The organism is Acidovorax sp. SUPP3434 (assembly GCF_030159015.1).
Lineage (GTDB): Bacteria > Pseudomonadota > Gammaproteobacteria > Burkholderiales > Burkholderiaceae_C > Paracidovorax.
The window spans coordinates 281,586-306,220 of the sequence record NZ_BQXL01000002.1 but is presented as its reverse complement, the minus strand read 5'-3'; the positions used below and the strand labels follow the sequence as shown (position 1 = coordinate 306,220).

Annotated in this window: 19 protein-coding genes; 9 read left to right on the top strand and 10 right to left on the bottom strand. The window is 64.0% G+C overall.

Annotation, left to right across the window (positions count from 1 at the left end):
- Positions 1-82 precede the first annotated feature (82 nt).
- The 3 genes from AVKW3434_RS05225 (at position 83) to AVKW3434_RS05215 (ending at position 6,612) form a co-directional block, all read left to right on the top strand.
- Positions 83-1,273: an amylo-alpha-1,6-glucosidase gene (locus AVKW3434_RS05225; RefSeq protein WP_284402989.1), complete on the top strand. Its 1,191-nt coding sequence runs from the start codon at positions 83-85 to the stop codon at positions 1,271-1,273.
- 170 nt (positions 1,274-1,443) lie between these two features.
- Positions 1,444-5,898 carry a LysM peptidoglycan-binding domain-containing protein gene (locus tag AVKW3434_RS05220; protein ID WP_284405006.1) on the top strand — a complete coding sequence of 1,485 codons (4,455 nt, stop codon included), beginning with the start codon at positions 1,444-1,446 and terminating at the stop codon, positions 5,896-5,898.
- 102 nt (positions 5,899-6,000) lie between these two features.
- Complete coding sequence (locus AVKW3434_RS05215) at positions 6,001-6,612, top strand: DMP19 family protein (protein WP_284405005.1); 612 nt, start codon at positions 6,001-6,003, stop codon at positions 6,610-6,612.
- A gap of 113 nt (positions 6,613-6,725) precedes the next feature.
- Here AVKW3434_RS05215 and AVKW3434_RS05210 read toward each other — a convergent pair whose 3' ends face one another.
- The 4 genes from AVKW3434_RS05210 to dsdA all read right to left on the bottom strand — a co-directional run bounded on the left by AVKW3434_RS05210 (position 6,726) and on the right by dsdA (position 12,101).
- On the bottom strand, positions 6,726-7,901 hold the full coding sequence (locus AVKW3434_RS05210; RefSeq protein ID WP_284405004.1) for an NAD(P)/FAD-dependent oxidoreductase: 1,176 nt from the start codon (positions 7,899-7,901) through the stop codon (positions 6,726-6,728).
- 17 nt (positions 7,902-7,918) lie between these two features.
- Positions 7,919-9,475, bottom strand: a complete 1,557-nt coding sequence (locus AVKW3434_RS05205; protein WP_284405003.1) for an amidase — start codon at positions 9,473-9,475, stop codon at positions 7,919-7,921.
- 181 nt (positions 9,476-9,656) lie between these two features.
- Complete coding sequence (locus tag AVKW3434_RS05200) at positions 9,657-10,640, bottom strand: Bug family tripartite tricarboxylate transporter substrate binding protein (RefSeq protein WP_284405002.1); 984 nt, start codon at positions 10,638-10,640, stop codon at positions 9,657-9,659.
- A 75-nt stretch (positions 10,641-10,715) separates the two neighbouring features.
- The gene (gene dsdA / locus AVKW3434_RS05195; protein WP_284405197.1) at positions 10,716-12,101 is read right to left on the bottom strand and encodes a D-serine ammonia-lyase; all 1,386 of its coding nucleotides are present in this window, start codon (positions 12,099-12,101) and stop codon (positions 10,716-10,718) included.
- A 127-nt stretch (positions 12,102-12,228) separates the two neighbouring features.
- On the opposite strand from dsdA, the gene AVKW3434_RS05190 reads away from it, so the two are divergent.
- Positions 12,229-13,185 carry a LysR substrate-binding domain-containing protein gene (locus tag AVKW3434_RS05190; protein WP_284405001.1) on the top strand — a complete coding sequence of 319 codons (957 nt, stop codon included), beginning with the start codon at positions 12,229-12,231 and terminating at the stop codon, positions 13,183-13,185.
- Positions 13,186-13,399: 214 nt separating this feature from the next.
- Here the strand turns inward: AVKW3434_RS05190 and AVKW3434_RS05185 are convergent, their stop codons facing one another.
- Entirely contained in the window at positions 13,400-14,302 is a 903-nt protein-coding gene (locus AVKW3434_RS05185) for a LysR family transcriptional regulator (protein WP_284405000.1), read from the bottom strand.
- Between the two features lie 84 nt (positions 14,303-14,386).
- Here AVKW3434_RS05185 and AVKW3434_RS05180 point away from each other — a divergent pair, with 84 nt between their 5' ends.
- The 5 genes from AVKW3434_RS05180 (at position 14,387) to AVKW3434_RS05160 (ending at position 19,436) form a co-directional block, all read left to right on the top strand.
- Positions 14,387-15,604 carry an alpha-hydroxy acid oxidase gene (locus AVKW3434_RS05180; protein WP_284404999.1) on the top strand — a complete coding sequence of 406 codons (1,218 nt, stop codon included), beginning with the start codon at positions 14,387-14,389 and terminating at the stop codon, positions 15,602-15,604.
- Positions 15,601-16,278 (top strand): RraA family protein, encoded by a 678-nt coding sequence (locus AVKW3434_RS05175; RefSeq protein WP_284404998.1) that lies wholly within the window; start codon positions 15,601-15,603, stop codon positions 16,276-16,278. The genes AVKW3434_RS05180 and AVKW3434_RS05175 overlap by 4 nt, the downstream gene beginning before the upstream one ends.
- The gene (locus tag AVKW3434_RS05170; RefSeq protein ID WP_284402979.1) at positions 16,275-17,306 is read left to right on the top strand and encodes a hydroxyacid dehydrogenase; all 1,032 of its coding nucleotides are present in this window, start codon (positions 16,275-16,277) and stop codon (positions 17,304-17,306) included. Before AVKW3434_RS05175 ends, AVKW3434_RS05170 begins: the two co-directional genes overlap by 4 nt.
- A 41-nt stretch (positions 17,307-17,347) precedes the next feature.
- A complete protein-coding gene (locus tag AVKW3434_RS05165; RefSeq protein WP_284404997.1) occupies positions 17,348-18,331 on the top strand; it encodes a Bug family tripartite tricarboxylate transporter substrate binding protein in 984 nt (327 codons plus the stop codon).
- 121 nt (positions 18,332-18,452) lie between these two features.
- On the top strand, positions 18,453-19,436 hold the full coding sequence (locus AVKW3434_RS05160; RefSeq protein ID WP_284402977.1) for a Bug family tripartite tricarboxylate transporter substrate binding protein: 984 nt from the start codon (positions 18,453-18,455) through the stop codon (positions 19,434-19,436).
- Positions 19,437-19,627: 191 nt separating this feature from the next.
- On the opposite strand, the gene AVKW3434_RS05155 is transcribed toward AVKW3434_RS05160, so the two are convergent.
- The 5 genes from AVKW3434_RS05155 to AVKW3434_RS05135 all read right to left on the bottom strand — a co-directional run bounded on the left by AVKW3434_RS05155 (position 19,628) and on the right by AVKW3434_RS05135 (position 24,597).
- On the bottom strand, positions 19,628-20,620 hold the full coding sequence (locus tag AVKW3434_RS05155) for a tripartite tricarboxylate transporter substrate binding protein (RefSeq protein ID WP_284404996.1): 993 nt from the start codon (positions 20,618-20,620) through the stop codon (positions 19,628-19,630).
- A gap of 73 nt (positions 20,621-20,693) precedes the next feature.
- A complete protein-coding gene (locus tag AVKW3434_RS05150; protein WP_284404995.1) occupies positions 20,694-21,626 on the bottom strand; it encodes an electron transfer flavoprotein subunit alpha/FixB family protein in 933 nt (310 codons plus the stop codon).
- Between the two features lie 2 nt (positions 21,627-21,628).
- Positions 21,629-22,378 (bottom strand): electron transfer flavoprotein subunit beta/FixA family protein, encoded by a 750-nt coding sequence (locus AVKW3434_RS05145; protein ID WP_284404994.1) that lies wholly within the window; start codon positions 22,376-22,378, stop codon positions 21,629-21,631.
- Between the two features lie 123 nt (positions 22,379-22,501).
- The gene (locus tag AVKW3434_RS05140) at positions 22,502-23,515 is read right to left on the bottom strand and encodes a tripartite tricarboxylate transporter substrate binding protein (RefSeq protein WP_284404993.1); all 1,014 of its coding nucleotides are present in this window, start codon (positions 23,513-23,515) and stop codon (positions 22,502-22,504) included.
- A 77-nt stretch (positions 23,516-23,592) separates the two neighbouring features.
- Positions 23,593-24,597 (bottom strand): Bug family tripartite tricarboxylate transporter substrate binding protein, encoded by a 1,005-nt coding sequence (locus AVKW3434_RS05135; protein WP_284404992.1) that lies wholly within the window; start codon positions 24,595-24,597, stop codon positions 23,593-23,595.
- Positions 24,598-24,635: the final 38 nt, after the last annotated feature.

Here is a 24,635-nt window from a genome sequence, read left to right as displayed (position 1 = left end):
TGCTGCACAAAAGGAGAAATGGTCAGCGCTCGCCACGATCGGCAAAATCCACGCATCGTTCACTTTGGCATCTGAACTGCCCATGTCCGACCATACCCTTGATACGTCCTCGCTCGCCTTGATTGACACCTGCTCGGAAGCTGCGCTGACGCTGCTGGAGAGCAATCTCACCCAGCATGGCATTTTGGCGGCAAGCCGCACCGCAGCTGCGGAGGCGCGACGCTACACGCGCATCTTCGGGCGGGATGCGGCCATTTGCGTGATGGCCATGTGCGGCAGCGGGGTGCCGGCCCTCGAACAAGGCGCGGTGGCCAGCCTGGATGCGCTGGCGGCGAAGCAGGCTCCCAACGGGCAGATCCCAAAGTATGTGGACCCGGAAGGCCATGATGCGGACTTTTGGTACCTGGGCTGCATCGACGCCACGTTGTGGTGGTTGATCGCGGTGGACCACGTGCGACGGCACGGCGAGGTGGGGACCGACCACTGGGCCAGCGAAGTCGACCGCGCGCTCGGATGGCTGCTGGCGCAAGAGCACCAGCACTTTCGACTGTTGCAGCAGAACGAGGCAAGCGACTGGGCGGACATCATGCCGCGCTCGGGATATGTGCTCTATACCAATGCACTGTGGTTCGACGTCAAGCGCCGTTTCGCGCTGTGCCATGCGGACGAGACGCAGCACCATTTCAACCATCTCTTCAATCCGTTCCAGCGCGATCTTCACCAGTACCACCGCGCCCGCCTGCTCCAGCACTACGCGCGCCGTGGCCGTCGGGATCGTGGGCTCTATCTGAGCTTCGTGAATCTGGCGGTCGTGGGGGACGAGGGCGATGTGTTCGGCAATTTGCTGGCCATCCAATGCGGCCTGGCCGACGAGGCCATGTCGCACAGCATCACGAACGCGATCGGGGCCGCGCGGGCCAGCGATCCTTATCCGGTGCGGGTGGTGCTGCATCCCCTGTCGGAACAGCACGATCTCTGGCGAGCCTACATGGGACGGCATCGACAGAACCTTGCGCACCAATACCACAACGGAGGTATCTGGCCCTTTGTCGGTGCATTCTGGGTCATGGCATTGACGAAGGTGGGCCTGCAAGCAGAAGGCTGGGCCGAACTGGTCAAGCTGGCGCGCACGAACGAACTCGACAATTGGCGCTTCACCGAGTGGTTCCACGGCCGCACGCTGGCGCCGCTCGGTATGGCCGGGCAGAGCTGGAATGCAGCCACCTTCCTGATGGCCCGGCGTGCGCTGCAGGGTCAAGAGACGGCTTGGTGACAGGGGCTTGCTGAAGGTTGGCCGGGCAGGCATCTTGGTGCCGCGTCCCATGCGCCACCCATGGCCAGCAGCGGTGCGGAGCTTCAAGATATATTCCGCAACAGCGCTGCGCCCGAGGCAGTTGCACCGGCCGTCTCGGCCAGCCTGACAGCGCCAGGGGACGCGCGACCATGAGCGCCGCAGTGAACTCTCCCACCCCTCCCTCTCAAGCCAGCGCCCCATCGAGCGATGCAAAGGCCGACACCGACAACACGCCGGTCGGCTACAGAGATGCCGTGCTGGGCATCCCATCCTGGCCAGGCACCACCATGGCCTGGCGTTTTTTGCCTGCCAGTCCAGAGACCACGGGCGCCACATTGGCGGTGAACATCGCCATGCATCCCAAAGGCCTGCTGCCCGCACCCACAGCGGCGGGTGATGCGGCGGCAGCCACGGCCAGCGAAGTCGCGACCCGCTTCGAAACCATCATGTGGCAGTTGGTACAGCCGGACATGCAACTGTCCCTCGCCACCTCGCTGAACCAGCCGGCTGGCGGCACGCCGATCCAAATGCCGGTGGAAATCCCGCCGCTGCGTGCCCATGCCGCAGCGTGCCACGCATTCAGCCAAGCGGCTGCAACGCTGGGCGTGGCCATGGCCGACCCCGTCGCAGCAGCCACGCTGGCCAATGTCTCTGCGCATTACGGTGTGGATTGGCAGGCGATGGGCTTGGCCGCTCGAGACCGCACGATTGGCACCCTGGTGCACCTACCACCCGAGGGCCTGTGGATGCCCAGCTATGCCGCTTTCGTGGCCGGTGGCACCGTGGCAGCGCTGGTGGCCGAGGACCTGGACCCTGCTGCCGTGCTGACCGACCCGAACAACATCTCATTGCCGCTGAACCCCGGCATCGAGTTGGCGATTCCGACCACCGACCGGACACAACCCACCGGCGGCCTGCCGCTGTCGGCACTCGCCGCCACGCTGCACCTGACTCCGGCCAGCCTGGTGGCGGCCAACTGCACCCGCCCCGCTCTGCTGGCGCCGGGTTTTGTCTTCGAAGCCGAAGGCATGGCGGTGCAAGTTCCGGCCGAAGGCGATCCAGGCGCCGAAGCCTGCCTGAACGACATCGCGCACCTCTTTTCGGACAAAGGTGTACGGATTGAAGCGGCCATGGTCGCCCTGGCCAACGCAGACAAACCAGGCATGTTCCGCCCCAATATCACGCTGGCAGTGGACCGCAGGCTGATCGGAGCCGGCTGGACGCTGGCGGACAACCCCACCGGCATTGCCATGGGTGCGCTGGCCAGACTCAATGTCAGTACGGTCGATCTGCTCCCTGCAGGTTCGGCGCTTTTGCTCAAAACCACGCTGACCACAGGCCTGGATGCAGAGCCGCTCGGCGCCTTGGCCCACGCCCATGCCATCGGACCGGGCGATCTGCTGCGCCACAACGCGGGACTGGCGGTGCGCGACTTGCCCGTGCCCGGCTTGGCGGCATGGCCTGGCATATCCCTTTCGCTGCGCATTCCCTACCGCGTTCGCGCTGGTCAAACACTGTCCACCATTGCTGCGCTGTTTGTGTCCTACGCCGCGCCCGCCAAAGAGCAAACAGACGAACAGGCATTGTGCGAAACCAATCGTTCCATGCCCGCCACGCTGGCGCCGGGCCAGGTCATCACCGTCGCAGGCCAACCACTGACCACCCAGGCCGGCGACAGCTTCGATACGCTGATCGCGCGCGCCAACCCAGCCGTCACCCTGGACGAATTTGCCACGGCCATCGCCACCGACCCCGAAGCATTGGCCGCTGGCGCGCTGCTACTTTGTCCACCCGCTTTTCTGGCAAGCGCTACCACGCCAAAGGATCTGGATACCGCTTATGGCCTGACTGCGACAGCACTGCTCAGCGCCAATGCGGCCACGCCGAAGCTGATCGTGCCAGGCCTCGTGCTCAAACCATCGCAAGTCGCCGATGGGCCCACCATTGAGACCGCGCAAGGCGACAGCATCCATGCCATCATCCGCCGCTTCGCATTGGCCGGGATCGACATCACCATCGAGGACTTGGTCCGCGCGAATCAGAGCACCGCTTTTCTGGCAGCCGGCGCGCAATTGCTTCTGCCGCCGGTCGATACGGTACTGAACGCTGCCTTCGGCACTGGCGGCTGGCAATTGCCGGCAGCGATTTTTCCTTTGCGTACCTGGGTCACGCTGAAGCGCGACGCTGACCAAGTACTACCGGCGTTGCGTGGCACCACAGAAGCGCCCGGCGCGGCAGTGCAGGACAGCAGCGTGGTGGTGGCGGTGGGCAACGGCATTGGCGATGGCCAAGAAAGCAACGCTGTCGCGCTGGATCAGTTGGCTGTTGCCATCGAGAGCACTGTGATCGGCCTGAAGCTGGCCACGGAGCATGGCACTACCCCCGCCGATGTATGGGGTGTCTCTTTCGTCGACCCTGGCGGCATCGCTGAAGTAAAGGTGTCGCCACAGGCCAGCGTGCCTGGCGTCGAAGGGCTCCAGCCTCTGAGCTTCGCGCTGCGCCCTCTGTCAAACACGTTGGAGCACGCGACTGGTGTCGAGATCCGATCCATTGACGAGACCACCGGCGGCTGGGGTGCCTCCACTGTCAACGATTACCAGGGCATTGACCTGGAGGCATGGGCGCGCATCTGGTTGGCGGGATTGGACCAGCTTTGCACTGACCGCTATGCCGTGCCCGCTGCACAAGTGGCGCCCGAAGCGCTCGCTCGGCTGATGACCGCCAAGAAGGTTCTGGCCCGCGCCGTGGCAAACGGGCTTTCCCCCGTCCTGGTGATCCAGGAGACAAGCATTGGTGCCCTCGATTCGGAGGCATGGCAAGCGGCTCGCGAAGCACTGCAACAGCGCCTGCAGGACCAGTTGCTGAGTGGCTACGACACCGCTGCCATCCTGCAGTTCAATGCCGCTGTGACATCCCCAGCCACCGCGTCCATGGCACGGCTCTGGGGGACTGGGCACGTGGGCAATCCACAGGCTGCAGGCGCACACGACTCCGTCTCCGACGATCCAGGCGCGTGGAAAATCTGCCAGTTGGGAAATGCCGCGACCGCCCTGGCCAACACCCGCAAAGGCACTGTCTCCTTCCCGCTGGATGTTGACCAGCCCGCCTTCCACCGAGCGGTGGCACTGCAACCAGACTATGCCATCCATGACATGGAGGTCGCCGGCGAGCTTTCGGACAACGACAGTGGCACGCCAAAGCGACTGAGCTTCTTGCGCGACTTCGAACGGTCCCCACCCGCGGCCTTCAGCGCGCCGCTGGGCACGACGGTCGTACCGGTGCCGCTGCGCGCCTGCCCCAACCCGCCGCTCGTGGTCTCGCATCAGGCCGAAGGGCCGACCGACCCAGCCACGCTGGCAGAGGCTCTGCACTGGTCTTATGTGTTCATCCATGCCCATGACAACGCAGCACAGGACCAAGCCCTCATCGAGATTGAATTCAACGGTCAGCCGCCCGTTGCCACCGACCTCGGGACCCGGGGTGACAACACGCTGTTCCAGGCCCTGGCGCAGTACAAGGCCGTGCAGGAACCCCTTTGGGCCATCCTTGGGCAACTGCAAGCGCCCAGCGTTTCGCCGAAGGACCCGGTGCTCGTGACAGCACTCCATACCTACGCCGACCTGGCCGAACGTGTGGGCGCACTCTGGTCGGATTGGTGGCCCAGCCATGATTCGCAGGACTCGCCCCCTGCCACGCAGCGCATGGACGGACATCGGGCGCCACACCTTTCCGGCAGCGCCGAAAGTGCCGCGCATGGCGTCGCCATGCCAGGCTCGACCGATGCGAGTGTGCCGCATGAACGCTATCAATACCTGGCAACGCTGCACGCCACCACAGCCGCTGGCGACGGGACCAGTCCACCGGCCTACTGCAAACTGACGTTGCAGCGACTGCAAGCCGATGGACCCGCAGCATGGCCCGAGATCACCATCCTCTGCGCAGACGGCGTGAACGTCCCGCTCATCGGAGTAGCGCCGGTGGGCCAGAGTCGTGACTACAGCTTTCCTGCGGGTGAAGGCGTGCCCAATGTGCCGGCTTTTACCCCTGTGTCGTGCCAATGGACGCTTTCCGGTCTGCACGTGGCTCGCTATCAACGGGCCAACGCGACCTTGGCCGTCATACGCAATGCGCAATTGCTGGGCACCGACGGCGCCCTGACCTGCCCGGCCTTTGTCTACCGAACCCCGCAGAGGGGGTTTTCAGAACCGCTGATCCCACTCATCCGCATCGATACCCCTCTACCCATCGGCATCTGGACCAACGACGTGGCCACCAACCCACTGACGTCACTGTTCAACGCGTTGTTCGACAGCGATGAAACGGGTCGCGAGATCATGGTCCGCACCACCTATGGCTACCGTGTCGCAAGCTCCACGCCGGCCATTGAAACCCTGACTCCGGTGATGTTCCTCCCACTCTCTGAATTCAATGCGACCAGCACGGTGCAGAGCATCATCGGCGCGTTCGAAGCCTGGAGAGCCCATACGGGCACCCCAACCTATGGGGGGTTTCTGAGCTTCGAGATCAGCTTGTACGCCCATGCTGGTCTGGCGCACCCTCAGCCCTTGGTGGTACTGCAGCAAATTGTTTCAGCGCTTGCATGAAGGACGGACGGCGAGGCAAAGTCATCCACGTCAGGCGCACACGCGAATTTTTGATCGAAGCGGACGGCACAGTCGACTTGATCCACAGACAGGAATCAACCCTTGCAACGTCTTCCATGCACCAGATGCGGCGACTCCATTCACCCCGATACGGCAGCAAGCAACGATGGCCTGTGCATACCTTGTGTGCGAGGCAATACCCGCTCCATTGAAGAGCGTCGCGAGGAACATCGGCAGCGCCGCGAGGCCGAGCGTGCCGATCGAGAATCCCGGGAACGCCTGTATTGGATTGCCCTCGTCGACCGGGTGTACAAGGGCGAGGGCTTTGAATCGCTCTCGCATGGCGACCAGCTTTATTACTTGCTCAGTGTCCTTTCTGGCGAGGTCCACAACGGAGGCTTCGATCAGTTCTTCTCCAACTCCAGCGGTAACCACTACCGCGAAACCGTCGATGCGCTCCAGGAGATCGGGGATACCGTGACCCTGGACCTTCTATTGCAGGCAAAGGCTGCGGTATTCGGTGACGCACCAGTACCCGCCAACCGCGTGGCGCGCTTCGACCTCATGCGCACGGCATCGGAAGACCACCCTGAATATGAAATTGCGAACCAGGTGCTCGATGGCCTGGACCGGCGCTTTTGGAGCCATGCGGAGCAGTTCGGTGCACAGCTCGAGAATTTGGCCGAGTCCCATCAGCTGTACAAAATGACCTGACCTCTCAGGCCCAAGGTCACGATCGCCGTGGCCGCCATGGATTTCCCATGGCCGCGATGCAGGCACCCATCGGTGATCGGGGAATGGTTTTTGACTTCGCGGCCAGGAAAGGGCTATGTCACCTGGCCCGGAATGCTTTGCCGTGCGGACAGCCGGGCAGGCGATAGCCCTTCCACCACCAAACCCTCACGCACCAATTCCTCAGGCAGTGGCTCGCCGCGCAGCAATTGCCGAGCAAGCAGCGACGCGCCAGCAGCGCTCTGAATGCCATACCCGCCCTGCCCTGCCAGCCAGAAAAAGCCCGGAACATGGTTGTCCCACCCGATGACCATGTCGCCATCCGGCACAAATGAGCGCAGCCCCGCCCAGATATGGGATGGGCGGCGGATCTGGAAAGTCGTCATTTCCTCGATGTGATAGATGCCGGTGGCCACATCCAGCTCTTCGGGCACCACGTCGTGCGGATGGGTGGGGTCGGCATTGGCAGGGGAACCCAGCAACTGGCCTGCGTCGGGCTTGAAGTAAAAACTTTCGTCGATGCCCACCACGGCCGGCCAGTGCGTGGCATCCAGGCCCTCGGGCACGGCGAAGGTGAAGGCGGTGCGCCTGCGCGGCTCCAATCCGATGGGCGGCACGCCGGCGAGGCATGCCACCACATCGGCCCAGGCGCCCGCCGCGTTGACGATGGTTTCGGCCTGCAGCTGCCGGCCATCTGCCAGTGTGACCTGCCAAACGCCGCCCTGGCGCTGCAGAGCCGTTACCTCGGCATGGGTCAGCACCTGACCACCACGCTGCCGCAGCCCACGCAGATAGCCCTGGTGAAGCGCATGCACGTCGATGTCGGCTGCGTCGGGCTCGCGCATGCCTGCAGCCACTGCATCGGGCCTCAGGCATGGCAGTTGGGCCAGCAGTGCTGCCTTTTCCATCCATTCCACATTGGGCGATGCGGCCCGGGCTTCGTCATAAGTCTGCTGCAGCAGGTCCAGTTGGTCAGGCCCCGCCACATAGACCACGCCACGGGGCGAGAGGATGGGGTCCGCTCCGAACTCGGGCGGCGGCGCGTCATAGAAAGCGCGGCTTGCTCGTGTGAGCGCCTGGATATTGGGGGTTCCGTAAGTGGCCATGTAAAGCGCCGCGGAACGTCCTGTGGTGTGATAACCGGGCTGCGATTCACGCTCCAGCAGCAGCACGTCGGGGCGTTCGTTCTCGCCCTCCCGATTGACCAATTGCCAGGCCAGCGAGGCACCTGCAATGCCTGCGCCGATGATGATGTAGTCCACTGATTGCATGATCTCACGCTCCCCCATCACACCGCAGATACCTTCGCCGCCGAGGCCGCTCGGTCATCGCGCGGCAGGCTGCGGACATCGCGCGGATCGGGTGCGCCGGTCACGATCGAGGTCAGTGCGGGCTCCACACGGGTTGCCACCAACTTGGCCAGGTCCGGCCTTGGGCGGTGAAGCCCGGCGATGCCCTTGAAGGCCTGCTCCATCGCATGGCCCACGCCCAGCGTGTGGCGGTCTGCCCGAAAGCGCCCCACGATCTGCAGGCCGAAGGGCATGCCCACGTCGTCCAGCCCGCACGGCAGGCTCAGCGAGGGGTGTGTGGTGAGCGTGGTCACATAGGTCAGTGCCAGCCAGCGGTAGTAATTGGCCTGCGGCTCGCCGTTGATGTGGCTGGCAAACAGCTGCTTCCATGCGAAGGGAGACACGGGCGTGGTAGGGGACAGGATCACGTCGTACTGCTCGAACAGCGCCTGAAACCGCGCCAGAATGCGCGTTTGCTCGGCCTGTGCCCAGGCGCTGTCCAGCAGCGTCATGGCGGCACCCATTTCGTAGTTGGCACGGGTGTTGGGCCCCAGGCTGTTCGGGTCGCGCTGGTAGGCTTCGCGCATGCCGGCCACGAAGGCCTCGGCGCGCAGTACGTCGAAACAGCGGTGCACGTCGCCCAGGTCCATGTCGATCGCGTCGCAGGTGCCGAACAGGTGCTTCATGGCTTGCACCTTGGTGCGAAACACGGCGCGGATGCCGTTGTCCACCGCGCAGGCACCAAAGTCCTCCGTGATCGCCACGCGCAGGCGGCCCAGGTCCACCGTTTCGGGGAACTGAAAGCTCGTGGGGTCCAGCGGGTAGCTCAGCGGATCGCCGGCCGACATGCCCGCCGTCGCGGCCAGTTGCAGGCAAGCTTCTTCCACCGTGCGGCCCATTGGGCCCACAACGGAGATAGGCGTCCAGCCCAGCAGCTTGCGTGAACTCGGCACCACGCCGGGTGACGGCCGAAAACCCACCACGCCGCAGATGGAGGCGGGAATGCGCAGCGAACCGCCCGTGTCCGAGCCTGTGCACACGGGCAGCATGTCGCAGGCAAGCGCCGCAGCCGAGCCGCCCGATGAGCCCCCGGCATTCAGCGCAGGATTGAACGGGTTGCCCGTGGCCCCCCACACGGTGTTGCGCGAGTTGGCGCCGGCACCCATTTCGGGAATGTTGGTTTTACCCGCCACGATGGCGCCTGCGGCTCGCAGGCGCGCCACCAGCACGTTGTCTTGCACAGGAATGTGGTCGCGGTAGATTTCCGAGCCATAGGTGGTCAGTAGCCCAGCTGTGGCTTCCAGATCCTTTACGCCCAGCGGCAGGCCATGCAGCAGGCCTAACGGCTCGCCGCGCAGCACGGCCTCCTCGGCCACCCTGGCCTCAGCGCGGGCGCGGTCGTAGCAGGTGGCCGTGATGGCGTTGACAGACGGGTTCAACGCCTCGATGCGTTCGATGCAGGCGTCCAGCAGTTCCACCGGCGATACCTCTCGGCTGCCGATGCGGTGACGCAGTTCGTTGGCGGTCAACTCGACCAGCGTGCTGGGGGCGGTCATGGGGTATTCGTCTCCTTGTCGATTTGGCAGTGCGTGTCCATTCGTTATCCATGATGTCTGCAAAACACCGTCAGCCTCCGAACCTGCGGCAGTCCAAAGCAGTGGCCGCAGCGCAAAGTCTTTCTGCCGCGCTGGCACCGTCCTACCCGATGGCACGGGGGAGTACAGCGCGGAGTGGCTCTCAATCGGCCGTGATGCCTGCTCGCTGGGCAATGGCGCGCATCAGGGGCAGTTCCCTGTCGATCAACTCGGCCACCGTTTTGGACGAAGCATAGGCAGGTTCGAATCCCACGGCGATCATCTTGTCGCGGGTTTCCGGGTCCGACACCACCTGGGCCAGGGTCAACTCCAGCCGCGACTTGACGGCGGGCGGCAGCCCGCGCGGCGCCACCATGGCCAGCCAGGTGTCCATCTCCAGGCCGGGGTATCCGCTTTCCACCAGCGTGGGGACCTTGGGCAGCAGGGCCGAACGCTTGCCCGCCGTGACGGCAATGGCCTTGATCTTGCCGTCCTTGAGCTGCGGCAGCGCCGCCGAAACGGTGTCTACCGTGAACGGAATCTGCCCACCCATCAGGTCCGTCATGGCTGGCGCACTGCCCTTGTAGGGCACGTGCTGGATCTTCAAACCCGCAGCGTGAAAGAACATCTCGCCTGCAAACTGCGACGTGGTGCCCGCGCCAAAGGAACCATAGGAATATTTGTCGGGTGCGGCCTTCACCAAAGCCACGAACTGCTTCACGTCAGCCGCCGGCACGTCCTTGTTGGCCAAGAGGATCAGACTGGTGCGCCCGGCAATGCCGATGGGCTCGAAGCTCTTGACCGGGTCGTAGGGCAGCTTGGGGCGCACCGCAGGGTTCACGGTAAAGGTCGTGCCTGAACTCATGAGCAACGTGTAGCCGTCGGGCGTTGCCTTGGCCGCATAAGCAGCCCCAATGGTGGTGCCCGCCCCGGCGCGGTTGTCGATGACCACGCTTTGCCCGAGCAGATCGCCCATCTTCTTGCCAATCAGCCGGCCCAGCACGTCGGTGGCGCCGCCGGGCGGAAACGGAATCACCAGCGTGATGGGCTTGGTAGGGAATGGCGCCTCCTGTGCCATGGCACGGGCCCACGAAGCCACGCCCAGGGCACAGATCACAGCGGACAAAAGCAGCTTCTTGCGGTTCATGACATTCGCTCCAAGGGTCAAACAAAGGTATAGAAAAAAAAGAGACGCCGAGAAAGGCCGCAGCCGCACCCCGCGTCAGTCACGCGCGGCAAGCAAAGCCCGCCCGCGCTCCACGAAGCCCTGGTACTGCGCATCGGGCACCAAGAGCCCACCAGTGGTCCACACGAGGTGGGTGGCCTGGGGCAGCACTTCGCCCACGCCGGTGCTGCGCAGCCAAGCCTGCCCCGGGTCGGTGCCGGTCAGCATGCCGGGGCCGCTGAAGCCTGCCGCGGCCGAGGGCTCGATGCGCTCGCCCAGCGCATCCAGCACCTGCACCAAATGGGCGAACAAGGTGTCGTCCGCCACCGTGAACACCCCGGACAGCAGCGGCGCCATCAATTCAGCCGCCAGCAACGAAGCGCGCGGCACGGCCAGCCCATCGGCCTCCGTCTGGTTGGTCAGGCCCCAGTCATATACCGAAGGGTGCGCTGAACCGCTTGCCAAGCCGGCTTGCCCATCCAGCATCTGCACCAGGAAACATGGCGACTGAACCGGCTCCGCGAAGAAGCAATGCACATGGGGTCCCAGCAACTGCCGCAGGCCAAAGGTGATGCCCGCAGGTGCTCCGCCCACCCCGCAAGGCAGGTAAACGATGAGGGGGTGACCGGCATCAACCACGATGCCCTGCTCTGCCAACTGCTTTTGCAGATGCAAGGCCCCGGTGCTGTACCCCAGCAACAGCGAGAACGACTGCTCGTCATCCACGAAGTGGCACGTGGGATCTGCTCCGGCCTGGGAGCGACCGGCGGCCACTGCGCGCTCATAGTCGCCCGCATGCTCCACCACCAGCACGCCACGCTGGCGCAGACGCTCCTTTTTCCATTCCTTGGCGTCGGCCGACATGTGTACCGCCGCCTTGAATCCCAGAGCCGAGGCCACCACGCCGATGCTCAACCCCAGATTGCCGGTAGATCCCACTGCCACTTGGTAGCGTCCCAGCACTTCGCGTGCCGCAGTGCCGGCCAACGCAAGGTAGGCATGTTCGTCACTGCCCTGCGACACCAACCCATGCTTCAGCGCCAGCTGTTCGGCGAACTCCAGCACCTCATGCATCCCGCCCCGCGCCTTGATGGAGCCCGCCACAGGCAGGCGGTGATCGGCCTTAATGAACAGGTTGCCCTGCCCTGGCGGCAGGCCAAGCACAGGCTTCAACGCGGCAGCCGGCAGCAGGGGCGACTCCACGACGCCCTCCGCGTCTGCCAATTCCGTAAACACCTGTGCCAGCAATGCCTCGAAACGTTTCAGGCGAGCGGCAGCGGCTTTCGTATCATCCAGACTAATGCTGCGCCCCAGTGCCTCCAACATGGCCGGTGGATGTGCCAAGCGCTCAGGATTGATCCACAGGCACGGTTGGGCCTGCCGGAGGCGGACTGCCAAGGCGGCAAATCCAGCCTGCGGGTAATGGTCGATTGAATGGGACATATCGGGTTTTGGCAGCAATGGGACGCGGTCTTCGGGCCTCTTTCCAAAGGGGCCCCTGCAACGCATTCTTCGCCCGTCACCCCGTTGTCACAACGCATTTATAGTGGCGAACGCATTAGCCAAAGTAATGGACATCCACCTCTCCGCCTCCTTGCTCGCCTGGCTGCGCTGTTTTGATGCAGCCGCCCGCCATGGAAGCTTCACCAAGGCCGCTGCCGAACTTTGCATCACCCAAGGCGCCGTCAGCCAGCAGGTCAAGCACCTCGAAGATTGGTTGCACCGTCCGCTGTTCCTTCGCACACCGCGCGCGCTGGTGCCCACGCCCGAGGGCCAGTGGCTGGCTGTGGTACTGCGCGAGAGCTTCACCGCGATCGAAAACACCCTGGCGCAGATGCGCCGGCCGCAGGAGACCGCTACCGCCACCCTCAGTTGCTCACCGTCGTTCGCCATGAGCTGGCTCACGCCCCGGCTGGGCGAATTTTTCCACCAGTATCCGAGCATGGGCCTGCGGGTGTTTGGCGAGTTCCACAGGCTGGACCGCACCCGCATGGTGCGGGACGGTATCGAGGCCGCAGTGCGTTTCGATTTGGGCGGCTACCGTGATCTGAACGCAACGGTGTTTCTTGATGAGTGGCTCCTGCCCGTGGCGAGCCCCGAATTTTTGGCGCGGCATCTGCCCATCACATCCCCCCAGGACCTGCAGCGTGACTGGCTTTTGCACGACGGCAGCGCATGGGATGGCGCCGACACGTACGAGGAATGGCAGCACTGGTTTACCCAAGTGGGCGCCACGCCCCCGCCGTGGGCGGGCGGCCAGCAATTCAACCTGTCGCAACTGGCTCAGGGCGCCGCCCTGGCCGGCCAGGGCATCGCCATGGGCCGGGCCGCACTGGTATTGCAGGACATCAAGGCAGGGCGTTTGGTGCCGGTTCTCCAGCGCAGCGTGCTGTCGCGCGCGTCTTACTCGTTTGTGACCACCGCGCATCCCAGCCCGGCCATGGAGCAGGTCCGGGAGTGGCTGGTAGAGGAGGGACGGGGATTTTGTGAGGAGCGGCGACAGGCGCTGCCTGCGCCGGCGCCCTGAAGCAAGCCCGTCACAGCTCCCGCACTTGCAGCGAAAGGTGTGCCGGCACACATCGTGCCGACGACAACGCAATTCTCCGAACCAGCATCGCTGACCGTTTCGGGTGATGTTGCTGCGATTGGGATCTGGCATCGAAGTGTCGACGAGCACTGTTCGGAATCAAAAGCGCGCTGCGCCTGCGTATCCGAGATCACGATGGATCACTCTGCACTTTTCAGCACAAGCAGCGGGGGGCGGAAAAGTCGATGACGCTTTTGATGATTTTTCGCATTTCGGTGATGAGCGGCCTCACATCGTCGCGCCGCCACTGCACGGTATAGGTCAGGGGTGTCAACGCATTGCCTGCAGACAGAATCCTCAGCATCCCGCGAGCTTGCAGCGCTTCGGCCCACCCGTGGGGCATGTACGTGAAGCCCAGGCCTTCGGCCACCATTCCCACCACCGCACCCCAACTGTTGCAGCTGAGCTGCCGCTCGACGCTCATCGATTGGCCGCTCAGCCATTCATCCAGAATGCGGGTAGCACCTGAGCCCTCAGGCAGGGCAATCAGCATCTGCTCGCGTACCAGCCGCTGCGGCAAGTCGGTACCGGCTTTCACGAGAAATGCCTCGCTTGCAGCCCAGACGAATCGCACCTGCGCTACGCGTTCGAAAGCCAAGGTACTGCGCGATGAGGGGCCTGCGATCACCACGCAGTCGAGTTCGCCATCCACGATGCGCTGCTCCAGCACTTGGCCAATGTCGGTATGCGGCTCCAACTGCAGCGCAGGATGCAGTTCGGCCACCTTCTGCACCAGCTTCGGCAGCCAGGTCAGTCCACTTAGTTCGCCGAAGCCAATCCGGCAACGCCCTTGCAACCCAGTACTTTGACCGATGGCCTGCTGCAACTGGGCCGCGTCGTGCAGCAACGCACGAACACGCGGCAACAGCAGTTCGCCATGGGGCGTCAACTCGGCTGACCGCCCGCTCCGGTCGAACAGCAGGGTCCCCAGCGAGACCTCCAATTCAGCAATGCGCTTGGACAGGGAAGAGATGGACAGGTGCACCCGTTCAGCCGCGACCGTGAAATTGAGACAAGTGGCGGCCCAGTAGAAGGCCTCGAGTTGCTTGAGAGTCATGAATTGAGTTTACGAAAAGCGAAATCAAAAGTTCGAATTTTTTCTCTTTTCTTTCAATATCAACCGGCGCACCATTGTTGCGCCATGCCTTCGTCTCCCCCACGCATACCCAAAGCCTGCCGACAGGTGCTGTCCCTGGACGACTTCGAGAAGTTGGCCCGCCGCCACCTGCCTCGGCCTATCTATGCCTACATCAGCGGCGCCGTAGAGGACAACCAGTCGCTGGCGGAGAACCGCCGGGCCTTCAGTGATTTGGCCTTCCGACCACGCATGCTGGTCGGCGTCGCGCAACGCGACCTCGGATTCGAACTCTTCGGCCGCCGCTACGCCACGCCGGTGGGACTCGCACCTATGGGTATTTCCGCGCTCTCGGCCTACCGTGGCGATGTCGTGCTGGCCCAGGCAGCACAGCAAGCCAATGTGCCAGCCATCATGAGCGGCTCTTCGTTGATTCGGCTCGAAGAGGTGATGGCGGTCGCTCCGCAAACCTGGTTCCAGGCCTACCTGCCAGGCGAGCTTGCGCAAATACATGGCCTGCTCGATCGCGTGCAAGGCGCAGGCGTACAGACCCTGGTGGTCACGGTGGACACACCCGTCGCAGCGAACCGGGAGAACAATGTGCGTGCAGGCTTTTCAACGCCGCTCAAGCCCAGCCTTTCGCTGGCTTGGCAAGGCCTGAGCCATCCGCGCTGGTTGCTGGGTACGTTTCTGAAGACGCTGCTGCTGCATGGCATGCCCCACTTCGAGAACAACTACGCCATGCGTGGCGCACCCATCCTTTCTTCCGATGTGCTGCGCGATTTCTCAGACCGCGCTCACCTGGCTTGGCCGCATCTGGCAGCTATACGCAAGCGCTGGCCGAATCAACTCGTGGTCAAGGGCATCCTGACGCCAGAGGACGCTGTGCATGCACGCGACCATGGCGTCGACGGAATCATCGTCTCCAACCATGGAGGGCGTCAGCTCGACGGTGCGGTGGCACCGCTGCGCGTGTTGCCCGCCATCGCACGCGCCGTTCCCGAAATGCCGGTGATGCTCGACAGCGGCGTTCGCCGCGGTACCGACGTCGTCAAAGCGCTGGCCCTCGGGGCGCGCTGCGTATTCGTGGGCCGGCCCTTCAACTATGCCGCCTCGGTCGCAGGACAAGGCGGCGTGGCCCATGCCATCGCCCTGCTGCACGAAGAAATTTCTCGCGATATGGCCATGCTGGGGCTCACGCGCATTGCCGACATCACATCCCGCTGCATCCGTCCAGTTGCCAGTCCGACCGACTATTTCCCCATCACTTCTAACCAACCATGAGCAAAATCCAGGGCTTCCACATCCATGCGCGCCCCTCGACCGTCGTGAGTGACGCACTCTTGGCGCGGTACCGTGGATTTCAGGTCGCCAACATCAGCGACGCCATGAGCCGCACCACCGGAACCTCGTCGCTGAAACCGTTCCACAAACGCGAGGGTGGACTCGCAGGCCGTGCGCTGACGGTGCGCACCAGGCCTGGTGACAACCTCATGGTGCACCACGCCATCGACACCTGCGCACCGGGTGACGTCATCGTGGTGGATGCCGGCGGAGTGGGTCCGAACGCCATCATTGGCGAAATCATGCTCGCGCTGCTGATCGCGCGCGGCGCGGCAGGCATCGTCATCGACGGGCTGATTCGTGACAGCGACACCATCGGTCAACATAGTCTGGCGGTGTATGCACGCGGCGTTGCACACCGTGGCCCATACAAGGATGGTCCAGGCGAGTTGCATGTGCCAGTCACCATTGACGGGATGGTGGTGCATCCCGGGGACATTGTGGTTGGCGATGGCGATGGCCTGCTGGCGGTGCCGCCCGAAGAGGCCGAAGACATTGCGGCACGTGTTGAAGCCATTGAACGCATCGAAGCCGATGCGCTGCAGGCCATCGCTGAAGGCCGCGCCGACCGGAGCTGGGTTGAACGCACGCTGCGCGAGAAGGGGGTTCTGTGAGCCAGGTCGTCCGCTTCGACTATTGGCTGGACCCGGCCTTCAATCGCATCATCTCCGCAGCCCCTGGCGTGACATTGCAGACCTGCGCACGGGAAGGCGCTGACAGTGCAGCATGGGAGGCGCTGGCCCAAGCGCAAGTGCTGCAGATTACTGCGGCCAAGGATGAGTTGCCGCGACGCTGGTTCGTCAGCGCTGAGTTGCTGGCACGCTGCCCCAGGCTGCTGGCGGTTTCGTCGAGTGGTTCAGGCTGCGACACCATCGACATCGAAGCGTGTACGCGCGCTGGCGTGGTGGTCATGAACCAGGCCGGCGGCAACGCCGATTCGGTGGCCGAATTGGCACTCGGCCTGATGCTGGCGGTGCTGCGCCGCATTCCGGAATCGGATGCGTTGCTGCGCTCGGACCAACGCAGCTTCAGTCGCGAAGACCTGATGGGCCACGAACTGCGCGGACGCACACTGGGCATTGTGGGTGTCGGCGAAACCGGCCGACGCACCGCAGCGCTGGGTCGGGCCTTCGGCATGCAAGTGCTGGGCGTTGATCCCGCCCTGGACGACGCCGAGCTGAGTGCACGAGGTGCGCAATCCGTGCCACTGGATGAATTGCTGCGTCGTTCCGACATTGTCTCGCTGCACTGCCCGCGCAATGCCAGCACCCTCGGGCTGATGAACGCAGCCGCATTCGCAGCGATGAAGCCGGGCAGCATCTTCGTCAGCACCGCACGCGGCGGCATTCACGATGAGAACGCCCTGCATGCCGCAATCGCCAACGGCCATCTCGCGGGTGCAGGTCTCGATGTTTGGGACCAGGAGCCTCCACCCGCCAACCATGCCCTGTTGCGCCTCCCGAATGTCGTGGCCACGTTCCACACGGCCGGTGTCACACATGAAGCCCGGCGCAACAACGCCACGCTGGCCGCCACACAGATCTTGCAGTTGCTCTCGGATGGCGAGCGACCTGAGCGACTGGTCAACCCTGACGTCTGGCCACGGGCCAGGGAGCGCATTGCCGCCGCGCTCGGCCACTGATTTCCATAAGCCCGAAACGGGCAAACATCACGGAGACAAGCATGAACAAACAATGGACCCGTCGCACGCTGTGCGCCGGCCTGGCAGCGACTGCATTTGCGCTGCCCTCAGCAGCGCAGCCCGCCGCGCCGTACCCGTCCAAACCCATCGAGCTGATTGTGGCCTACGGTCCTGGTGGAGGTACCGACCTTGTCGCCCGGCTGCTGGCACGGCACCTGGAAAAGCAACTCGAAGGCAGTGTCGTGGTGCTCAACCGTCCTGGCGCAGGAGGTGGCATCGGCTTCGGTGAGCTGGCACGCGCGAAGCCTGATGGCTACACCATCGGCTTTATCAACACGCCCAACGTGTTGACCATCCCGATTGAACGCAAGAGCAGCTTCCACTGGAGCCAGTACGACCTGCTCGGCAATCTGGTGGACGACCCGGGCGGCTTCGCCATACACAACACAAACAACATCACCACGCTGGCGGGCCTGGCGGCCTATTCCAAGGCGCACCCTGGCGCCGTGACCGTTGGCACGACAGGCACTGGATCGGATGACCACCTGGCGATGCTGCTGTTCGAACGCGCTACGGGAACCAAGCTCATGCATGTGCCTTACAAAGGCGCTGGCGAGGTGCGTGCCGCGGCCACGGGCCAGCAGATTGTGATTGGCGCCATCAACGTCGGGGAGGTACTGGCATATCAGAAGGGTGGCACCCCGATCCGACTGCTGGGTCAAATGTCAGCTGAGCGTTCATCCCTGGCGCCACAAGTGCCGACCTTCAAAGAGCAAGGCATTGCCATTGAGTTGGCCTCGCTGCGTGGCCTGGCGGCTCCCAAGGGCTTATCGGAGGCGATCCGCAAGAAACTGGTCGATGCGATTGCCACCATCGCCGCGGACCCTGCGTTCAAGCAGCAGGCCGAAGCCATGTACGCACCTTTGCGATACCTGGCGCCAGCGGCTTATGCGGCCGAACTCGAAGCCACTGAAGCCAACTTCCGCAAACTCTGGGCAGAAATGCCCTGGCAGGACAGACCGTGAAGCGCGGCCAGTATGCCTGCCGAGGCACACGCGCCGCTCCTTCCGTTCCGGAACACCCTTGAAGACCTCGCCACTCAATAGGTTCCCCGCTGGCCTGCAGGCTCCTCGATGAACGCACACCATGAACATACTGAATCGCCGTACCTTCTTCTCCACACTTGCCTTGGCTGTTGTGCTGCTACCTCACATCCACGCCATGGCCCAGGGCGCTCTACCAGTCGGCCCCATCACCATGATCGTGGGCTGGCCTGCCGGAGGCCCCTCCGACAACGTGGCACGGCTCACGGCCGTCCGCATGTCCGAGGCACTGGGCCAATCCATCGTCATCGACAACAAGGGGGGCGCTGGGGGCAACATCGGCAGCGATGCGACTGCACGCGCGAAGCCGGATGGCAGCACCATCATGCTGGCGACGGTGGCATCGCACGGTCTGAATTCTGCGCTGTACCCAAAGCTCAACCATGACCCGATGAAAGACTTCTCACCCATCGGCATGATTACGACATCTCCCAGCGTGCTGCTGGTACCGACCGATTCGCCGTTTCTCTCGGTTGCGGACTTGCTCAAGGCCGCTCAAGCCCGACCAGGCAAGCTCAATTACGGATCAGGCGGCGTCGGGTCCAGTCAGCATCTGGCTGGCGCCAACTTCAAGAAGATCACTGGCGCCGACGTGACCCACATCCCTTACAAGGGAACGGCCCCGGCGATGACCGACCTGATGGCTGGCCGCGTGGATTTCGTTTTGACGACGGGCGCAATGTCATTCATCCGCTCAGGCAAGCTGCGCCCGCTCGCGGTGGCCGCTCGACAGCGCCTGCCAGCGCTACCCGACGTACCGACGTTCGAGGAATCCGGGGTGAAGGGTTTCCATACCGACTCCTGGTACGGACTGGTCGCGCCGGCAGGTACACCGCGTGCAGCGTTGGACAAACTCAATGCTGCGCTCGCTACCGCCCTGCGCAATCCCGAGGTGCAAAAGCAGTTCCTGGACCAGGGTTCGCTGCCCGTCAAGCCAATGGGCGTCGATGAATTCTGGAGCTTCGTGCAGCAGCAGATGCCATTGGCTGCCGAGCAGGTGCGGGTGTCCGGTGCGAAAGCCGAGTAACTGGTACCAAGGATCACCTTCCACTCTCGTACTTTGGCGCCCATGCGTTTGCTGGAGCAGATCATTCTTCATTTGCTCACCCGGCCATGGCACAGGTCCAGTGGCTGATCAAGGGGGTGCGAAGTTTCATGAGGAGCGGCGGCAGGTGCCGCCTGCGCCGACGGGGTGGAAACCCCGCCCTCGCCCCCGCGTCAATCCAGCGTGACCCGCGCCTCCTGAATCACTTTGGCCCATTTGACCGTTTCCGACGCGATGAAGGCATCGCATTCCTGGGGGGTGGAGCCTTCAGCGAACGTCCCCATGGTCTGCTCCAGCCGCTGCGTCACTTCGGGGCTGCGGATGATGCGCGCCACTTCTTCGGACATGCGCTGCACGATTTCGCGGGGCACGCCGGAAGGCGCGAGCATCGCGGCCCAGGTACTGCCCACCAGGCCAGGGTAGCCCTGCTCGGCAAAGGTCGGGACATCGGGCAAGGCAGGAAGGCGCTTTTCGCTGGCCACCCCGATGAGTCGAATCTTTCCGGCCTTGGCTGGCTGGATCAGGTTGGGCGGTGGATCCAGGAACAGCGGTACCTGCCCACCCATAAGGTCTGCCAGCGCGGGTGAAGCACCTTTGTACGGGATGTGCACCATCTCGGTCTTGGTGATCAGGCGCATCAGCTCGGAGGTGAGGTGGGCGGCAGATCCGTTGCCAGACGACGCGAAGCTCAGCTTGCCTGGGTTGGAGCGCGCATAGGCCACCAGTTCGGCCGTCGTCTTGAAGGGCGCATTCATCGCTACGGCGACCACCAGGGGCGACACCCCCATCAGCGACACGCCCACCAAATCCTTCTTCGGGTCATACGGCAGCTTGGGATACAGCGTGGTGTTGGCGGCATAGGCGGCGATGAACACGCCAAAGGTGTAGCCGTCCGGCGCGGCCTTGGCCACGGCGTCCACGCCGATGATGCTGTTGGCGCCCGGCTTGTTGTCCACGATCACCGGCTGGCCCAAGCGCTGTTGCAAGCCCACCTGCAGCAAGCGCGCCATCTGGTCGGTGAAACCGCCCGCAGTGTAAGGAACCACGATCCGGATCGGCTTGCTCGGCCAGGGGACGCTGGCCAAGGCCGGCGCGCTGACAGCCGCTCCGGCGAAACCCGCCGTGGCGGCGAGCAACAGTTGGCGGCGGCGAAGGAATGTGTGCATGTGTGTCTCCTATCTCCAGGAATCAGGGGAAATGACCGGCACACGGGCATGGCGTGTGGCTCTGGTCCATGGATCAGAGCCGGTCCACCAGTTCCGGCACGGCCGTGAACAGGTCGGCCTCCAGGCCGTAGTCGGCCACGCTGAAGATCGGCGCCTCCGGGTCCTTGTTGATCGCCACGATCACCTTGGAGTCCTTCATGCCCGCCAGATGCTGGATCGCGCCCGAGATGCCCGCCGCGATGTACAGCTGCGGCGCCACGATCTTGCCCGTCTGCCCCACCTGCAGGTCGTTGGGCGCGTAGCCCGCATCCACCGCCGCGCGGCTCGCGCCGATCGCCGCACCCAGCTTGTCCGCCAGGGGCGTCATCACTTCGTTGAACTTCTCGCTGCTGCCCAGCGCCCGCCCACCCGAAACGATGATCTTGGCGGCGGTGAGCTCGGGGCGGTCGCTCTTGGTCACTTCGCGGCCCACGAAGCTGCTCTTGCCGGAATCGGCGGCGGCGTCAGCCTTCTCGACAGCGGCGGAGCCACCCGTGGCGGCTGCGGCATCGAAGCCGGTGGTGCGCACGGTGATGACCTTGGTCGCATCGCTGCTTTGCACGGTGGCGATGGCGTTGCCGGCGTAGATGGGGCGCTCGAAGGTGTCGGGGCTGTCGACCTTGGTGATGTCCGAGATCTGCGCGACATCGAGCTTGGCGGCCACGCGGGGGGCCACGTTCTTGCCGCCCGCGGTGGCGGGGAACAGGATGTGGCTGTAGTTGGCGGCGATGGCGAGCACCTGGGCGGCGACGTTCTCGGCCAGGCCGTCCTTGAGGCTCGCGCCATCGGCCAGGATGACCTTGCTGACGCCGGCGATCTGCGCGGCGGCCTGGGCGGCGGCATCGGCGCCGTTGCCCGCCACCAGCACGTGCACGTCGCCACCGCAGGCCACGGCGGCCGTCACGGTGTTCAGGGTGGAGGGCTTGATGCTGGCGTTGTCGTGTTCGGCAATTACGAGGGCTGTCATGTTCAGATCACCTTTGCTTCGTTCTTGAGCTTGTCCACCAGGGCGGCCACGTCGGGCACCTTGATGCCGGCGCCGCGCTTCGGCGGTTCGGAGACCTTCAGGGTCTTCAGACGTGGCTTGACATCGACGCCCAGGTCTTCGGGCTTGACGGTATCGAGCTGCTTTTTCTTGGCCTTCATGATGTTGGGCAAGGTGACGTAGCGCGGCTCGTTCAGGCGCAGGTCGGTGGTGACCACGGCCGGCAGCGTGAGGGAGATGGTCTCCAGCCCGCCATCGACTTCGCGCGTGACGTTGACCTTGTCGCCGCTCACTTCCACCTTGGAGGCGAAGGTGGCCTGCGGCAGGTCGGCGAGCGCGGCGAGCATCTGCCCGGTCTGGTTGGCATCGTCGTCGATGGCCTGCTTGCCCAGGATGATGAGCTGGGGCTGCTCCTTGTCCACCAGCGCCTTCAGGATCTTGGCCACGGCCAGGGGCTGCAGTTCTTCGGTGGTCTCCACCAGGATGGCACGGTCGGCACCGATGGCCATCGCGGTGCGCAGCGTTTCCTGGCACTGCGCGACGCCGCAGGAGACGGCGATGACTTCGGTCACCACGCCCTTTTCCTTCAGGCGCACGGCCTCCTCGACGGCGATCTCGTCAAAGGGGTTCATGCTCATCTTCACGTTCGCGATGTCCACACCCGTGTTGTCCGACTTCACTCGGACCTTCACGTTGTAGTCCACCACGCGCTTGACGGGAACCAGAATTTTCATGGCAGTGTTCTTTCCTGTGCAAAGGATGGGTTGATGAAGCGCTCGGCAGGCCGGCCCAGCCAGGCGCTCGCAGACGGGCATGGGCTTCACGCATGAAGCGGCCGATGGATTACTGAACGGGGGTCACTCCGAGGCAATGCCCTTGTCTCGGATCAGCTGGCCCCATTTGGCATAGTCTTGCTGAACATGCTTGCCCATTTGCGCGGGGTCTTCGAAATGCGCGATGGCGCCGGCGTGCAGCAGCTTCTCCTGCGTCTCCTTTTCGGCCAGGATCTGCTTGACCTCGTTCGCCACTCGGTCCACCACCAGTTTCGGCGTACCGGGTGGTGCCAGCAGTCCGCCCCAGGACACGGCGTCGTAACCCTTGAAGCCTTGCTCGGCGATGGTTGCCACATCCGGCAGCATGCTTACCCGCTGGGGCGAGCCCACGGCGATGGCCCGCAGCTTGCCGGCCTGGATATGCGGAAGTGCAGCGACCAGGTCGGCATACATGATGGGCACCTGGCCGCCGATGGTGTCGGTGATGGCAGGAACGCCGCCCTTGTAGGGCACATGCTGCATGTCGAAATGGCCCATCTGCTTGAGCAACTCCATGCTGAGGTGGCCAAAGCTGCCGGTCCCGGAACTGGTGTAGTTGAGCGGCGTCTTCTGCGCCTTGGCGTGGGCGATGAGCGTGCGCAGGTCGGTCACGTCCGGCAACTGCGCCGGGTTGACCACCACCACGATGGGCAGGTCATAGACCGTGGCGACGGGGGTGAAATCCTTCACCGTGTCGTAACTCAGCTTCTTGTAGAGATGCGGGGCCAGCAAGGTCGGAGTGGCCAGCATCATGAAGGTGTAGCCATCCGGGTCGGCCTTGGCCACCTGGGAAGCGGCGATGGAGCCCGAGGCACCCGGACGGTTGTCCACCACCACGGACTGCTTCAACCGGTCGGCCAGCTTCTGCCCGACGATGCGCGAAGCCGTGTCCGTGGGCCCCCCTGCCGGAAAAGGCACCACCAGCTTGATCATCTTGGTGGGCCAGACGGCCGCCGCTTGCTGCGCGCTGGCGCTCCCGAAAAGCCAGGGGGCGGCGGCCAGCGCCAGAAGGGTGTTCCGGCGCGTGCAAGCAAAGAACGTTTTGTGAGGCATAGGCATGGTGTTTCCCGTCAATCCATCGGTCAGTCATTGCAGGGGCAGCCACTGACTCGTTGCTGAGCCGCGGCCGCCAGGTTTCAGTCGAGCTTGGCGCCAGCTTCATCGACCAAAGCCTTCCAGACAGGCATGTCGCGCTGGTAGTTCTCGCGAAAGGCCTCCGGGCTGTTCATCAGGGGCATGAAGCCGGCCCCCACGGTTCGCTCCAGCACCTTCGGGTCCTTGGCGATCTCGCGCAGATGGCCGTAGAGCTGGTCCACGATCTCTTTGGGCAGTCCGGCAGGGGCACCCATAGCCACCCAGCCGAAGATGGCATACGCATCGTCCGACACCCCCTGCTCGTAGATGGAGGGCAGCATGGGCAGAATGTCCATGCGCTGCTTGCCCGTCACGCCGATGGCCTTCAGGCGGCCCGCATCAATGAAGGGCTTGGTGTTCAGCGCACTGGAGAAGCACAGCTGCAGCTGGCCGCCGATCAGCTCCTGAATCATGGGCGCCTCGCCCTTGTAAGCCACGTGGGTCATATCGGCGTCCATCGTCTTGCTCATATAGGCCCCAGCCAGGTGCGCGTAGGAACCCACGCCCCAGGAACCGTACGAGAGCTTGCCCTTGTGGGCCTTCACGTAGGCCAGCAACTCTTTCATATTGCTCGCGGGCACCGACGGGTGCACCACCAGCGTGACGGGCGCTGCCGCGATCTGGGTGATGGGCGTGATGTCCTTCTGCGGGTCGTAGGGCAGCTTGGTGTACAGAAACTGGTTGATCAGCATCGATGTGCTGAGCGATACCAGCAGGGTGTGCCCGTCCGGTGCGGCCTTGGCGACTGCGTCGGTACCCAGGATGCCGGCGGCACCACCCCGGTTGTCCACTACCACGGGCTGGCCCACGCGTTTTGCCAGCGCTTCGCCCACCGTGCGGGCGATGATGTCCGTCGCCCCCCCGGCGTTGAACGGCACGATCAGCCGGATGGGCTTGGTCGGCCAGGCTGCTTTGGCGGTTTGCGCTGCAGCCTGGCCGAGCAGGCTGGAGCCCCCCAGCGCGGCCAGCCCCTGCAGCAGGTTGCGGCGGTTGTATTGGATTCCCATAGCGTTGTCTCCTGGATCAGTGCGATCGTCGTCAAGGG

Excerpts from the sequence above, each read along its gene's own strand:
- AVKW3434_RS05225 (WP_284402989.1), top strand. The coding sequence starts at position 83 with ATGTCCGACCATACCCTTGATACGTCCTCGCTCGCCTTGATTGACACC.
- AVKW3434_RS05220 (WP_284405006.1), top strand. The coding sequence starts at position 1,444 with ATGAGCGCCGCAGTGAACTCTCCCACCCCTCCCTCTCAAGCCAGCGCC.
- AVKW3434_RS05210 (WP_284405004.1), bottom strand. The coding sequence starts at position 7,901 with ATGCAATCAGTGGACTACATCATCATCGGCGCAGGCATTGCAGGTGCC.
- AVKW3434_RS05205 (WP_284405003.1), bottom strand. The coding sequence starts at position 9,475 with ATGACCGCCCCCAGCACGCTGGTCGAGTTGACCGCCAACGAACTGCGT.
- AVKW3434_RS05200 (WP_284405002.1), bottom strand. The coding sequence starts at position 10,640 with ATGAACCGCAAGAAGCTGCTTTTGTCCGCTGTGATCTGTGCCCTGGGC.
- dsdA (WP_284405197.1), bottom strand. The coding sequence starts at position 12,101 with ATGTCCCATTCAATCGACCATTACCCGCAGGCTGGATTTGCCGCCTTG.
- AVKW3434_RS05190 (WP_284405001.1), top strand. The coding sequence starts at position 12,229 with ATGGACATCCACCTCTCCGCCTCCTTGCTCGCCTGGCTGCGCTGTTTT.
- AVKW3434_RS05185 (WP_284405000.1), bottom strand. The coding sequence starts at position 14,302 with ATGACTCTCAAGCAACTCGAGGCCTTCTACTGGGCCGCCACTTGTCTC.
- AVKW3434_RS05180 (WP_284404999.1), top strand. The coding sequence starts at position 14,387 with ATGCCTTCGTCTCCCCCACGCATACCCAAAGCCTGCCGACAGGTGCTG.
- AVKW3434_RS05175 (WP_284404998.1), top strand. The coding sequence starts at position 15,601 with ATGAGCAAAATCCAGGGCTTCCACATCCATGCGCGCCCCTCGACCGTC.
- AVKW3434_RS05165 (WP_284404997.1), top strand. The coding sequence starts at position 17,348 with ATGAACAAACAATGGACCCGTCGCACGCTGTGCGCCGGCCTGGCAGCG.
- AVKW3434_RS05160 (WP_284402977.1), top strand. The coding sequence starts at position 18,453 with ATGAACATACTGAATCGCCGTACCTTCTTCTCCACACTTGCCTTGGCT.
- AVKW3434_RS05155 (WP_284404996.1), bottom strand. The coding sequence starts at position 20,620 with ATGCACACATTCCTTCGCCGCCGCCAACTGTTGCTCGCCGCCACGGCG.
- AVKW3434_RS05150 (WP_284404995.1), bottom strand. The coding sequence starts at position 21,626 with ATGACAGCCCTCGTAATTGCCGAACACGACAACGCCAGCATCAAGCCC.
- AVKW3434_RS05145 (WP_284404994.1), bottom strand. The coding sequence starts at position 22,378 with ATGAAAATTCTGGTTCCCGTCAAGCGCGTGGTGGACTACAACGTGAAG.
- AVKW3434_RS05140 (WP_284404993.1), bottom strand. The coding sequence starts at position 23,515 with ATGCCTATGCCTCACAAAACGTTCTTTGCTTGCACGCGCCGGAACACC.
- AVKW3434_RS05135 (WP_284404992.1), bottom strand. The coding sequence starts at position 24,597 with ATGGGAATCCAATACAACCGCCGCAACCTGCTGCAGGGGCTGGCCGCG.